We start from the raw sequence: 13,685 nt of genomic DNA, 5'->3' as shown, positions 1-13,685 counted from the left end.
AAAGTTTAATGTCGGATGAACGGCGCCCGGTCGGGGCGCCGTCCGTTCACGTCCTAAAGGCTCTCTGCGCGGCGGTCCAGCATGGACTGCGTGATCAGCGTCACGCCGCGTTCGCTGACGCGGAACCATTTCGCGTCCTCGACGGGATCCTCACCCACGATCAGGCCCTCGGGGATGGTCACGCCGCGGTCGATCACCACATTGCGCAGATGCGCGCTGCGGTGAACGGTCACATAGGGCAGCACCACGGCATGATCCAGCACCGCATAGCTGTTCGTATGCACCTGGGTGAATAGAAGCGAGTTGCGGATCTCGGTCCCGGAAACGATGCAGCCGCCCGAGACCATCGAGGAAATCGCGACGCCGCGCCGCCCGGTCTCATCATGGATGAACTTGGCCGGCGGGGTGATGGTCGAGTTGCTCCAGATCGGCCAGTCATTGTCCCAGAGGTTCAGGTCGGGGGTGAAATCGGTCAGGTCGATATTGGCCTGCCAGAAGGCATCCACCGTGCCCACGTCCTTCCAATAGGTCGGCGCTCCTTCCTGACGCACGCAGGAGGTATCGAAGCGATGCGCCATCGCCTTGCCGTTCTTGACGATCTCGGGGATCAGGTCATTGCCGAAATCGTGGCTGGAATTCGGATCCTCTGCATCCTTCAGCAGCAATTCGCGCAGGAAGGTCCAGTTGAAGACATAGATCCCCATCGAGGCCAGGGACTTGTCCGGCGAGCCGGGCATCAGCGGCGGATCCTTGGGCTTTTCCAGGAACGAGGTGATGCGGCCCGTGCCGTCCACGGCCATGACGCCGAAGGCGCTGGCCTCGGCCTGGGGCACGGTCAGGCAGCCGACGGTCACGTCCGCGCCGCTTTCGACATGCTCGCGCAGCATGATCTCGTAATCCATCTTGTAGATGTGGTCGCCCGCCAGGATCACGATGTAATCGACATCATAGCTGTCCACGATGTCGATGTTCTGGGTGACGGCATCCGCCGTGCCGCGATACCAATGCTCTTCGGACAGGCGCTGGCTGGCGGGCAGGATGTCCATGAACTCGTTGCGCTCGGGGCGGAAGAAGTTCCAGCCGCGATGGACATGCCGGATCAGGCTATGCGCCTTGTATTGGGTCGCGATGGCGATCTTGCGGATGTCGGAGTTCAGCGCGTTCGACAGCGCGAAGTCGATGATCCGTGTTTTGCCGCCGAAATAGACCGCAGGCTTGACGCGCCGGTCGGTCAGTTCCTTCAGCCTGCTGCCGCGTCCTCCGGCCAGGACGAATGCCATCGCCCTGCGGGTCAGCCGCCTGTTATCCGTCATGTGTTCAACCTCCTCCGAAATATGTCCTAGTCCTGGGCGATCAGCACGACCACCGAAAGCGGCGGCAGCGTGATCTCGGCCGAGGCGGGTTGCCCATCCATGGGCTGCGCCTTGGCCTGGACTTCGCCCAGATTGCCCTGTCCGCTGCCGCCGTAAAGCGTGGCATCGGTGTTGATCGCCTCCAGCCAAGCCCCCTCCCGAGGCAGGCCGATGCGGAAGCCGTGCCGGGGCACGGGCGTCATGTTGCAGATCACCGCGACCGGCGGATCGTCCGCGTCGCCCTTGCGCAGATAGGCCAGGATCGACTGGTCCGGGTCGTTGCGCAGCCAGGCGAAACCGTCCGGCTCGGCATCCTTGACATGCAGCGCGGGCGTCGCCGTGTAAAGCCGGTTCAGGTCGCGCACCAGATCGCGCAGCCCCGAGTTCAGCGGCTTGGCGGCGGCCTGCCAGTTCAGTTCCCCGTTATGGTTCCATTCCTCGGGCTGGCCGAATTCGCAGCCCATGAAGATCAGCTTCTTGCCCGGATGGGTCCACATGAAGCCGTAATAGGCGCGCAGATTGGCGAATTGCTGCCATTCGTCGCCCGGCATCTTGTGCAGCATCGAGCCCTTGCCATGGACCACCTCGTCATGGCTGATCGGCAGGATGAAGTTTTCCGAGAAGGCGTAGACCAGGCCGAAGGTCATCTGATCATGGTGGTATTTGCGATGGATCGGCCCGCGCGCGATATAGCGCAGCGTGTCGTTCATCCAGCCCATGTTCCACTTGTAGCCGAAGCCCAGGCCCCCCGCGTCGACCGGCGCCGAGACCTTGGGAAAGCTGGTGCTTTCCTCGGCCACTGTCATGATCCCCGGCACCTCGCCATAGGTGGCGATGTTCATCTGCTGCATGAAGGCGATGGCCTCGTAATTCTCGCGCCCGCCATCCTTGTTCGGCACCCATTCGCCTTCCTTGCGCGAATAGTCGCGGTAAAGCATCGAGGCCACCGCATCCACCCGCAGCCCGTCGACGTGATATTCCTTGAGCCAGTAAAGCGCGTTGGCGATCAGGAAGTTCTGCACCTCGGTCCGGCCGTAATTGTAGATCAGGGTGTTCCAGTCCTGGTGGAACCCCTCGCGCGGGTCGGCATGCTCGTAAAGCGCGGTGCCGTCGAAATGCGCCAGCCCGTGGGCGTCGGTCGGGAAATGGCCCGGCACCCAGTCGAGAATCACCCCAAGCCCCGCCTGATGCGCGGCATCCACCAGGTCGCGGAATTCGTGCGGCGGCCCGAAGCGGATCGTCGGCGCGTAAAGCCCGACCGGCTGATAGCCCCACGAGCCGTCAAAGGGGAACTCGCTGACCGGCATCAGTTCCAGATGGGTAAAGCCCATGTCCTTGGCATAGGCGACCAGATCCCGCGCCAGTTCCTTGTAGGACAGGGGCCGCCCGCCCTGGTCCCAGCGCCGCCGCCAGCTTCCCAGATGCACCTCATAGATCGAGATCGGCGCGCGCCTGTCCTGCGCCGCCGCCCGCTTGTCGAGCCAGGCCGCGTCGTGCCAGCCATAGCCTGCGATGTCGCGCACCATGCTGGCCTTTTCCGGCGGGTGCTGGCTGCCGAAGCCCAGCGGATCGGCTTTCAGCACCAGATCGCCCTGAGCGTCCAGGATCTCGTATTTGTAAAGCGCGCCCTCGGCGATGGCGGGCAGGAAAATCTCCCACACGCCGCTGGAGCCCAGCCGCCGCATCGGATGCACGCGCCCGTCCCAGCGGTTGAAGTCGCCCACGACCGAGACGCGGCGGGCATTGGGCGCCCAGACCGCGAAATGCGTGCCCTGCACGCCCTCATGCGTGATCACATGCGCGCCGAGCGCCTGCCAAAGCCGGCGATGCGTGCCTTCTCCCATCAGGTGCAGGTCCATCTCGCCCAGGACGGGACCGAAGCGATAGGGATCCTCGAACTCCTGCGTGCTGCCATCGGCGCGCGTGGCTTTCAGGTGATAGCGGCCGGCGGGCACCTTGCCGGCGAAAAAATCACCATCGATTCGGGGCAGAGGGGTCTCCTTGCCCTTGGTCAGCGCCGAAAGCGACACGAGGTCGGGCTGGAACGCCACCACCTGCCGGCCGCGGCCCTGCGGATGTGGTCCCAGGATGTCGAATGGGTGATCGCAGCGGCCCTCACGCAAGTCCTGAAGGTCGCGATCATTGCCAGGCGGAGGCGTTTTCAAATGTCCCATCTCCCTCACTCTAGCTTGCCCAAAGATTTGGACAATGCTTCGTTTTTCGCGATTAGGCCCTTTTGCCGGCCCTCGTGTCATGCTTGATGAGGAAAATCGGGTTCTGCAAGAGGTGTTTGGCATGCGGGAATGGTGGCGCGACGCGGTAATCTATCAAATCTACCCCCGGAGCTTTCAGGATAGCGACGGCGACGGGATCGGGGATCTGCCCGGTATCACGCGGCGATTGGACCATGTGGCGGCCCTGGGGGCGGATGCGATCTGGCTGTCGCCGATCTTCACCTCGCCGCAAAAGGACATGGGCTATGACGTGTCGGACTATACCGACATCGACCCGCTGTTCGGCACGATCGAGGATTTCGACGCCTTGGTCGCCCGCGCCCATGACCTGGGGTTGAAGGTGATCATCGACCAGGTGATCAGCCATTCCAGCGACAAGCATCCCTGGTTCGCCGAAAGCCGGCGCGACCGCACGAATCCCAAGGCCGACTGGTATGTCTGGGCCGATCCCAAGCCGGACGGCACGCCCCCGAACAACTGGCCCTCGGTCTTCGGCGGCCCGGCTTGGGAATGGGAGCCGCGGCGGCGCCAGTATTATCTGCACAATTTCCTGGCCGAGCAGCCCGACCTGAACATCTGGCACCCCGAGGTGCAGGAGGCGCTGCTGGAAACCATGCGCTTCTGGCTGGAACGCGGCGTGGACGGCTTCCGGCTGGATACGGTGAACTACTATTTCCACGACCGTCACCTGCGGGACAATCCCTTCAACCCCGATCATACCGGCCCCGACACCTATGGTTTCCAGTTGCCGTTCTTTTCCAAGAACCAGCCGGAAAACGTCGCCTTTCTCAAGCGGCTGCGGGCGCTGACCGACCAGTTCGACGCGCGCATGATGGTGGGCGAGGTGGGCGATGGCGGGCAGGGCGCCATCGACATCATGGCCGCCTATACCGAGGGGCCGGACCGGCTGCACATGTGCTATTCGTTCGAGATGCTCAGCCCCGATTTCACCGCCGGACATTTCCGCAAGGTGATCGAGGGCGTGCGCGCGGGCGCGCCGCATGGTCATAGTTGCTGGAGCTTTTCCAACCATGACGTGATCCGCCACGTCACGCGCTGGCTTCCGCATGCCCAGGACCGCGACGTGCTGGCGCGGCAGGCCATCGGGATGCTGGCCTCGTTTCCCGGCACGATCTGCCTTTATCAGGGCGAGGAGCTTGGCCAGACCGAGACCACGCTGGTCTATGAGGAACTGACCGATCCTCCGGCCCTGCGCTTCTGGCCCGAGATCAAGGGCCGCGATGGTTGCCGCACGCCGATGGTCTGGGAAAAGGACGCGCCGAACGCGGGCTTTTCGGACGGCACGCCCTGGCTGCCGGTCAAGCCCGAGCAGGCGGCCCGCGCCGTCGATGCCGAGGCCGCGCGCAAGGACGGCGTGCTGGCGGGCTACAAGGCGGTGCTGGCCTTGCGCAAGCAGCATCCGGCGCTGCGCTGGGGCGATATCGAATTCATCGACCTGCCCGAGCCGTTGCTGGCCTTTACCCGCACCGACCCCGAGGGCAACGTGACCTGTGTTTTCAACCTCTCGCGCCGGCCCTTGGAGTTGCGGGTTTCCGGCGATGCCGAACTGGCGGGTCCCTCGCTTGCCAAGCTGGACAAGGGGCGGCTCGGCCTGCCCGCGAACGGTTATGCCTGGCTGCTGGGCGGTGAACTGACCCTGGCGCTTTAGCGGCGCGGGGGGCGGGGCGGCTTGTCGCATTGCTCGCGGCGTCCGTCGCGACCGCGCCAGTCGTGAAAGCCGAAGGCGCCCGTGGCCGGGACCGCGCGGCACATCGGCCTGTGCCAGGCCATGGCGCGCGGTGAGCCGCGATCTGGTTCCGGTCCTCGGGCCGGATCACCGCCCATGTGATGGGGAGCGCCCCAGCCGCCTTCGGATCCGGTCCGGTCGACCCGCACGGCCTCCGCGTTTTGCATGCGGCTTTCCGCCTTGTTCGTGCCGTCGCCGGCGCGGAGGCGCAACCGCGCCTTAGCGACAGGGCGGCGTATAGAAAGGAAAGGGCCTGTCGCGCGGACGCCGGGACGGGCACGGCGATTCTTGTTCCGACGGAAAATCCCAGCCGGCCGAGGGGGCGGGTTACCCGTCATGGTGACGGCGCGAAGCGACACATACCGCCGCCTCGCCCCGCCTCGCCGAAGCCGAGCCAGGGTTCGCGTCATGCGGGCTGGCCACGCCAGATCTCCTAAAGGCGCGAGGCCCTTTTCCAAGGCGGCCCGTCCGTGAGCCGGGACCGCATGCCATCCCGCCAGGCAAGCGGCACGGGTCCCGCCGTCACACCACTACGGCGGCGCCTTCGGTTGCCGGGCCGACATGCGCGCGGAAGGCGGCGAACAATTCGCGGCCCATGCCTTCGGCGGAGCCCGAGAGGTCATGCGTCACCGGGGTGCGGCTGTCGAAATCCTCGGCCAGGCATTCCAGCGTGCCGGCCACGGCGTCCAGCCGCACCAGATCGCCGTCCCGCAGCCGCGCCAGCGGACCGCCATTCGCCGCCTCGGGCGAGATATGGATCGCCGCCGGCACCTTGCCCGAGGCGCCCGACATGCGCCCATCGGTGACCAGCGCCACCCGCAGGCCGCGATCCTGCAATACCGAAAGCGTGGGCGTCAGCGAATGCAGCTCGGGCATGCCATTGGCGCGCGGACCCTGGAAGCGGACGACCACCACCGTATCGGCGGTGAACTCGCCCCGCTTGAAAGCGGCCTTGACCTCTTCCTGGTCGGCGAAGACGCGGGCCGGGGCCTCGATCACATGCCGCTCGGGTGCTACGGCCGAGACCTTGATCACCCCGCGCCCCAGATTGCCGGACAATTGCTTCAACCCGCCGATCGGGGCGAAGGGGTCGCCGACCGGGCGCAGGATCTTGTCGTTCAGCGATTCGCGGGCGCCGTCCTCCCATTCGATCCGGCCGCCGCGCAGCTTCGGCTCCTGCGCGTAAAGGTCGAGGCCCCCGCCGGCGATGGTCTTCACGTCGCCGTGCAGCAGCCCGGATTCCAGCAGGCGGCCGATCATGAAGCCGAGGCCCCCTGCGGCATGGAAATGGTTCACATCGGCCAGCCCGTTCGGATAGACCCGCGCCATCAGCGGCACGCTTTCGGACAGGTCGTGGAAATCCTGAAGGTCCAGTTCGACCCCCGCGGCACGGGCCATGGCGGGCAGGTGCAGGATCAGGTTGGTCGAGCCGCCCGTCGCCATCAGCCCGACGATGCCGTTGACGAAGGCGCGCTCATCCAGCACCTCGCCGGCGGGCAGGTAGTCGTTGCCGAGCCGGGTGATGGCGGCCGCGCGCTCGACCGCCGCCGTGGTCAGGGCGTCGCGCAGGGGGGTGTTCGGGTTCACGAAGCTGGAGCCGGGCAGGTGCAGGCCCATGAACTCCATCAGCATCTGGTTGGTGTTGGCGGTGCCGTAGAAGGTGCAGGTGCCCGGCGCGTGATAGCTGGCCATCTCGGCCGCCATCAGCGCGTCGCGGCCCACCTCTCCGGTTGCGAACTGGTTGCGCACCTTGGACTTTTCGTCGTTCGGCAGGCCCGAGGGCATCGGCCCCGCCGGCACGAATACGGCCGGGACATGCCCGAAGGTGCCCGCCGCCATGATCAGGCCCGGCACGATCTTGTCGCAGACGCCCAGATAAAGCGCCGCGTCGAAAGTGTCATGCGACAGTGCCACGGCCGAGGCGAGCGCGATCACATCGCGCGAGAACAGCGACAGTTCCATCCCGGCACGGCCCTGGGTCACCCCGTCGCACATCGCGGGCACCCCCCCCGCGACCTGGACGGTCGCGCCCGCCGCGTGGGCCGCCTGCCGGATCAGGTCGGGATAACGCTCATAGGGCTGATGCGCCGAGAGCATGTCGTTATAGGCGGTGACGATGCCGATATTCGGCTTGCGGGTCGTCGCCATCACTTCCTTGTCGGGCATGGCGGCATAGGCATGCGCCTGGTTGCCGCAGGACAGATGCGCGCGGCGGGGGCCTTCCTCGGCGGCGCGGGCGATCTTCGCCAGATAGGCGGCGCGGCGGATATGCGAACGTTCGCGGATGCGGTCGGTGACGCGGTCGATGGTGGCGTGCAGGATCATGGCTGGCTCCCTTCCATTTGCTCCAGGATACGCCGTTAGCGGTAACAATGCAACTGCCTCGGGCTTGCTCCCCGGCTTTGGGCGTGGCAATCCTGCCCAAGTCTATGCGAGGCCCCCATGACTGTCGATCTGCCCATCGTCCGCCTGCGTCCGAAATCCAAGCCGCAGGCGATCCGCCATGGCTTTCCCTGGGTTTTCGCCGATGAACTGGTGGTGGATCGCCGCACCCGCGCGATCCCCGCTGGCGGCTTTGCCGTGCTTGAGGACGCCGAAAGAAAACCCCTGGGGCTGGTCACGGTGAATGCCGAATCAAAGATCATCGCGCGGATGATGGATGCCGATCCCCAGGCGCGGATCGGCCGCGACTGGCTGGCGGCGCGGATCGCGCGGGCGCAGGCGCTGCGCGAGCGGCTGTTCGACCAGCCCTTTTACCGCCTTGTCCATGCCGAGGCCGACGGGCTGCCCGGCACCATCATCGACCGTTTCGGCGATGCCGCCGTGATCCAGCCCAATGCCGCCTGGGCCGAGCGCATGGCGTCCGAGATCGCCGAGGCGCTGCGCGAGGTGACGGGGGTTGGCACGGTGATCCTGAACGGCCAGGGCAGGGCGCGCGGCCTGGAAGGTCTGCCCGAGCGGATGGAGGTGCTTTCGGGCGGCGTCGACGCCCCGGTGCAGGTGCCGATGAACGGCGCGATCTATCTGGCCGATCTGATGGGGGGGCAGAAGACGGGCCTTTTCTACGACCAGCGCCCGAACCATGCTTTTGCCCAGCGGCTTTGCCGGGGCGCGCGGGTGCTGGACGTGTTCTCGCATGTGGGCGGTTTCGGCCTGGCCGCGCTGGCCGCCGGGGCGGCGGAGGCCACTTGCGTCGATGGCTCGGCCGCCGCGCTGGCGCTGGCGCAGGGCGGGGCAAGGGCCATGGGTGCCGGGGATCGGCTGCGGACGCGCCAGGGCGATGCCTTCGCCCAGTTGGAGGCGCTGGCCGCCGAGGGCGCGCGCTTCGACGTGGTGATCTGCGACCCGCCCGCCTTTGCCCCCTCGAAGCCCGCGCTTGAGGCGGGCTTGCGCGCCTATGAGCGTGTGGCGAGGCTTGCGGCGCCTTTGGTCGCGCCGGGCGGTTATCTGGGGCTGTGCTCGTGCAGCCACGCCGCCGACCTGAACGCCTTCCGCAATGCCAGCGCGCGCGGCATCGGCCGGGGCGGGCGGCGGATGCAGCTTCTGCATACCGGCCAGGCCGGGCCGGACCATCCGGTGCTGCCGCAACTGGCCGAATCGGGCTATCTCAAGGCGCTGTTCTTTCGGTTGGACGGATGAGGCTGGTCCTGGACGCCTGTGTCCTTTACCCGACGGTCCTGCGCGAGATCCTGGCGGATCTGGCCGCCGAGGGGCTGTTCCGGCCGGTCTGGTCCCAGCGCATCCTGGGGGAATGGCGCCTTGCCGCCGAGCGCAACGGCCTTTCCGCCGGGGTCGAGATCGCCCTTCTGGCCGACCGCTTTCCCAAGGCGTGCCAGCCCGAGGCGAACGATGCGCGCGCCGAGGGCCTGGATCTGCCCGATCCCGCCGACCGCCATGTGGTCGAGACCGCGCTCACCTCGGGCGCGGATGCGATCCTGACCGCGAATCTGCGCGATTTTCCGCCCCGCGCGCTGGCGGCGGTGGGGCTGCGCGCGATCCATCCCGACGAATTCCTGCACGGGCTTTATCTGAACGCCCCGGATTCCGTCGCCCGCGCGGTCGCCATGGCGTGCCGGCGCGCGGTCCAGGCGGGCGGGGCGATCACCCGCAAGGACCTGCTGCGACGCGCCCGATTGCCGCGCCTGGCCAAGGCACTGGCGCGTTTCGACGATGCCGAATAGGCTTGGACAAGGCCAGAGTTGATGTTAACGCTAACAATGGATAATGCCCATCCAGGCGAAGAGGAGAGATTGATGGTATCGCGCATCATTCCTGTGGACGATTTCGATCTGGCGATTTTTGGGGCGACTGGCGATCTTGCCCGCCGCAAGATCCTGCCGGGGCTTTATCGGCGCTTCGTGGCGGGTCAGATCCCGCCCTCGGCGCAGATCATCGGCGCTGCCCGCACCAAGCAGGACGACGCGGCCTTTCGCGACGAGGTGCGCGCGGCGATCAACGAATTCGCTGGCAAGGGCGACGATCTTTCGCAGCTTGACGACTTCCTGAACCATCTGGGCTATGTCGCCATCGACGCGCGCGGCACCGATGGCTGGGACGAGCTGAAAGCCCGCATCCGGCCCGGCAGCGTGCATGCCTTTTATTTCTCGGTCGCGCCGTCGCTGTTCGGCGACATCGCCAAGCGCCTGGCCGAGAACGGCATCGCGGATGACGAAAGCCGCATCGTGGTCGAAAAGCCCTTTGGCCGCGATCTGGCCACCGCGCGCGAATTGAACGCGGTCCTGGCGCAGCATTTCTCGGAACGCCAGATCTATCGGATCGACCACTACCTGGGCAAGGAAACGGTCCAGAACCTGATGGCGGTGCGCTTCGCCAATATGCTCTTCGAGCCGCTCTGGAACGCGCAATATGTCGATCACGTCCAGATCACCGTGGCCGAGACGGTGGGCGTCGGCGGGCGCGGCGAATATTACGACCAGTCCGGCGCCATTCGCGACATGGTTCAGAACCACATGATGCAGCTTCTGTGCCTGATCGCGATGGAGCCGCCCTATCACTTCGACCCGGACGCGGTGCGGGACGAAAAGCTGAAGGTGATCCGCGCGCTTGAGCCGCTTCAGCCGGGCGATATCGTGCGCGGCCAGTATCAGGGCGATGGCGCCGCGCCAGGCTATCTTCAGGATTCGGGCAACCCGACCTCGCGCACGGAAAGCTTCGTCGCGCTCAAGGTCAGGATCGCGAACTGGCGTTGGACCGGGACGCCCTTTTATCTGCGCACCGGCAAGAAGATGCGCGCCCGCACCAGCGAAATCGTCGTGACCTTCAAGTCGCCCCCGCATTCGATCTTCGACGAGGTGGACGAGCCGCGCTCGAATCAGCTTGTCATCAAACTGCAACCGGACGAGGGCATGGTCCTGACCGTGATGATCAAGGAGCCGGGGCCGGGCGGCATGCGGCTGATGCAGGTGCCGCTGGACATGAGCTTCGCAGACGCCCTGGGCGCTAGCGCCACGGACATGCCCGACGCCTATGAGCGGCTGATCATGGACGTGATCCGAGGCAACCAGACGCTGTTCATGCGCGGCGACGAGGTCGAGGCCGCCTGGGCCTGGACCGATCCCATCATCCGCGAATGGGAGGCTGGCACCAAGCGCCCCGAGCCTTATGATGCGGGCTCAAGCGGTCCCGAGGAAGCCTTGCGGCTTCTGCACCGCGATAACCGCCGGTGGAGAGAGATCCGGTCATGAGCCTGGAATTCGTCGAATATCCCGACCGCGAGATGATGGCCCTGTCGCTTGCCGACAAGATCGCCGGCCAATTGGCCCAGCATCTGCGCGGCAATGACAGCGCGAGCCTTTGCGTGCCGGGCGGCACCACGCCCGGCCCGGTCTTCGACACGCTTTCCGGGACCGGGCAACTGGACTGGTCCCGCGTCACCGTCCTCCTGAACGACGAGCGTTGGGTCGATGGCGAGCATCACCGCTCGAACAGTCGCCTGCTGCGCCGCCACCTGCTGACCGGCAAGGCCGCAGAGGCGGATTACCTGGACCTTTATACAGGCGCCGCGCGTCCCGAAGAGGCCGCCGAGGGCCTGGCCGGGCGCATCCGCCCGCATCTGCCGATCACCGTGCTTCTGCTGGGCATGGGCCAGGACATGCATACAGCCAGCCTCTTTCCCGGCGCGCCCGAGACGGAACTGGCGCTGGCCTCGGACGCGCCGCTGGTCATGGCCGTGCGCAGCGTCCCCGACGAGCCGCGCATCACCCTGACCGCGCCCGCGCTGCAAAAGGCCATCCATAGCCATCTGATGATCACCGGCGCCGACAAGCGCCAGGCGCTTGAGCGCGCGCAGCTGCTCGACCCCCGGCAGGCGCCGATCCGCGCCTTCCTAGGCGATATTACCGTGCATTGGGCGGAGTGAACGACATGAGCGATATCTGGAATCGGCTGAAGGCGCATCGCCACAGCCAGGGCGACTTGCGGATCGGGGAGCTTTTCGAGGCTCAACCCGACCGGGCCGGCGCCTTCACGACCTCGGCGGATGGCATGCTGCTGGACTGGTCCAAGACCACCATCGACGCCACCGCGCGCGAACTGCTGCTGGAACTGGCCCAGCCCGCGATGGCCCGCCGCGATGCCATGTTCGCCGGCGCCCGCATCAATGAGACCGAGGATCGCGCCGTGCTGCACACCGCGCTACGCAATCTGGAAGGCTCGGTCCTGGTGGATGGAAAGGACGTGATGCCCGAGGTCCGCGCGACCCATGCGCGCATGCGCGCCTTCGCCGATCTGGTGCGTGGCGGCGGCTTCACGGGGCAGGGCGGCAAGATCACCGATGTGATCAATATCGGCATCGGCGGCTCGGATCTCGGCCCGGCCATGGCGACGTTGGCGCTGTCGCCCTGGCATGACGGGCCGCGGCTGCATTTCGTCTCGAACGTGGACGGCGCGGACATCGCCGACACGCTCCAGGGTCTGGATCCGGCGACCACGCTGGTCATCGTGGCCTCGAAGACCTTCACCACCATCGAGACGATGACCAATGCCCAGACCGCCCGGACCTGGATGGCCCGCACGGTCCAGAACCCGGCGGCGCAATTCGCGGCGCTCTCCTCGGCCCAGGAAAAGACGGCAGGCTGGGGTATCGACGGCGATCGCGTCTTCGGCTTCGAGGATTGGGTCGGCGGGCGCTACTCGATGTGGGGACCGATCGGGCTGTCCCTGATGATCGCCATCGGACCGGACAATTTCGAACGTTTCCTGGCCGGCGGCCTGGCGATGGACAGCCATTTCCGCAACGCGTCCCTGGATGCGAACCTGCCGGTGATGCTGGCCCTGGTCGGGATCTGGCATCATCAGGTCTGCGGCTACGGCACCCGCGCGGTGCTGCCCTATGACAACCGCCTGGCGCGCCTGCCCGCCTATCTGCAACAGCTTGAGATGGAATCGAACGGCAAAGGCGTGGCGATGGACGGCTCCAGCCTGACCGTTCCCTCGGGACCCGTGGTCTGGGGCGAGCCGGGCACCAATGGCCAGCACGCCTTCTATCAGCTGATCCACCAGGGCACGGCTGTCATCCCCTGCGAGTTCATGATCGCCGCGCGGGGCCAGGAGGCGGATCTGTCGAACCACCACCTGCTGCTGATCGCCAACTGCCTGGCGCAGTCCGAGGCGCTGATGCGCGGCCGCTCTCTGGACGAGGCGCGGGGGCTGATGGCGGCCAAGGGTCTGGCCGGGGCCGAACTGGAACGCCAGGCCCGCCATCGCGTTTTTCCGGGCAACCGTCCCTCGACGACGCTCGTCTATGCCGAACTCTCGCCCTATACGCTGGGCCAGATCGTCGCCCTCTACGAGCACCGCGTCTTTGTCGAAGGCGCGATCCTGGGCATCAACAGCTTCGACCAATGGGGCGTGGAACTGGGCAAGGAACTGGCCCTGAAGGTAGCGCCGCTTCTTGATGGCCAGGATGCGCCGGGGCACGATCCCTCGACCCTGCGTCTGGCCCAAGTGATCCGCGAATTGCGGGATTGACGGCAAGACCGCCGTCCCGCCCGGTTCCTCGGGTCGGGCGGCGGCACCATCCGGGTATTCGGAAAACGGGAAACGCTCAAGGTCGGGATCGGGCCGACCAAGGTCGCGGCATTGAGGCGGCGCATTCCCCTTCGCCTTTCTCCGCTTCACAAATACCCATCTTCGCGTAACGCCGCGCCACGGGTCCGGGCGGCAAGTGCTTCCCCCGCCGTAAACCGGATCAAGATCATGCTTGGCCGCCTGAGGGCGTATCCGTCGTGACGCTACCCGCCGCGACGGATGCGCCCAGGTCTTCTGTCCCTGCATGTTCTGGATTTGACGGATCGGTAAGGCGGCTGGCCGGGAACGCGTATTCCCAAATGA

Annotated in this window: 9 protein-coding genes; 6 read left to right on the top strand and 3 right to left on the bottom strand. The window is 66.3% G+C overall.

The window, feature by feature from the left end; all coding sequences use genetic code 11:
* Window positions 1–53 precede the first annotated feature (53 nt).
* Both glgC and glgB read right to left on the bottom strand, forming a co-directional pair.
* Entirely contained in the window at window positions 54–1,313 is a 1,260-nt protein-coding gene (gene glgC / locus QM682_RS08110) for a glucose-1-phosphate adenylyltransferase (protein WP_415128577.1), read from the bottom strand.
* Between the two features lie 26 nt (window positions 1,314–1,339).
* A complete protein-coding gene (gene glgB, locus QM682_RS08105; protein WP_415128575.1) occupies window positions 1,340–3,526 on the bottom strand; it encodes a 1,4-alpha-glucan branching protein GlgB in 2,187 nt (728 codons plus the stop codon).
* Between the two features lie 121 nt (window positions 3,527–3,647).
* Here glgB and QM682_RS08100 point away from each other — a divergent pair, with 121 nt between their 5' ends.
* Complete coding sequence (locus tag QM682_RS08100) at window positions 3,648–5,255, top strand: alpha-glucosidase (protein WP_415128573.1); 1,608 nt, start codon at window positions 3,648–3,650, stop codon at window positions 5,253–5,255.
* 600 nt (window positions 5,256–5,855) lie between these two features.
* On the opposite strand, the gene edd is transcribed toward QM682_RS08100, so the two are convergent.
* The gene (gene edd / locus QM682_RS08095; protein ID WP_415128571.1) at window positions 5,856–7,658 is read right to left on the bottom strand and encodes a phosphogluconate dehydratase; all 1,803 of its coding nucleotides are present in this window, start codon (window positions 7,656–7,658) and stop codon (window positions 5,856–5,858) included.
* 117 nt (window positions 7,659–7,775) lie between these two features.
* On the opposite strand from edd, the gene QM682_RS08090 reads away from it, so the two are divergent.
* The 5 genes from QM682_RS08090 to pgi all read left to right on the top strand — a co-directional run bounded on the left by QM682_RS08090 (window position 7,776) and on the right by pgi (window position 13,322).
* Window positions 7,776–8,972 carry an RSP_2647 family RNA methyltransferase gene (locus QM682_RS08090; RefSeq protein ID WP_415128569.1) on the top strand — a complete coding sequence of 399 codons (1,197 nt, stop codon included), beginning with the start codon at window positions 7,776–7,778 and terminating at the stop codon, window positions 8,970–8,972.
* Window positions 8,969–9,514 carry an RSP_2648 family PIN domain-containing protein gene (locus QM682_RS08085; protein ID WP_415128567.1) on the top strand — a complete coding sequence of 182 codons (546 nt, stop codon included), beginning with the start codon at window positions 8,969–8,971 and terminating at the stop codon, window positions 9,512–9,514. The genes QM682_RS08090 and QM682_RS08085 overlap by 4 nt, the downstream gene beginning before the upstream one ends.
* A gap of 72 nt (window positions 9,515–9,586) precedes the next feature.
* Window positions 9,587–11,038, top strand: coding sequence for a glucose-6-phosphate dehydrogenase (gene zwf, locus QM682_RS08080; RefSeq protein WP_415128565.1), 1,452 nt, complete (start codon window positions 9,587–9,589; stop codon window positions 11,036–11,038).
* Window positions 11,039–11,040: 2 nt separating this feature from the next.
* Complete coding sequence (gene pgl, locus QM682_RS08075; RefSeq protein ID WP_415128735.1) at window positions 11,041–11,712, top strand: 6-phosphogluconolactonase; 672 nt, start codon at window positions 11,041–11,043, stop codon at window positions 11,710–11,712.
* A 5-nt stretch (window positions 11,713–11,717) separates the two neighbouring features.
* Window positions 11,718–13,322, top strand: a complete 1,605-nt coding sequence (pgi, locus tag QM682_RS08070) for a glucose-6-phosphate isomerase (protein WP_415128563.1) — start codon at window positions 11,718–11,720, stop codon at window positions 13,320–13,322.
* The last annotated feature ends 363 nt before the right edge of the window (window positions 13,323–13,685 follow it).

This window comes from Paracoccus sp. (in: a-proteobacteria) (assembly GCF_047605025.1).
Taxonomy (GTDB): domain Bacteria; phylum Pseudomonadota; class Alphaproteobacteria; order Rhodobacterales; family Rhodobacteraceae; genus Paracoccus.
The sequence above is the reverse complement of the archived record's forward strand: the minus strand, read 5'-3'. Positions and strand labels throughout refer to the sequence as shown.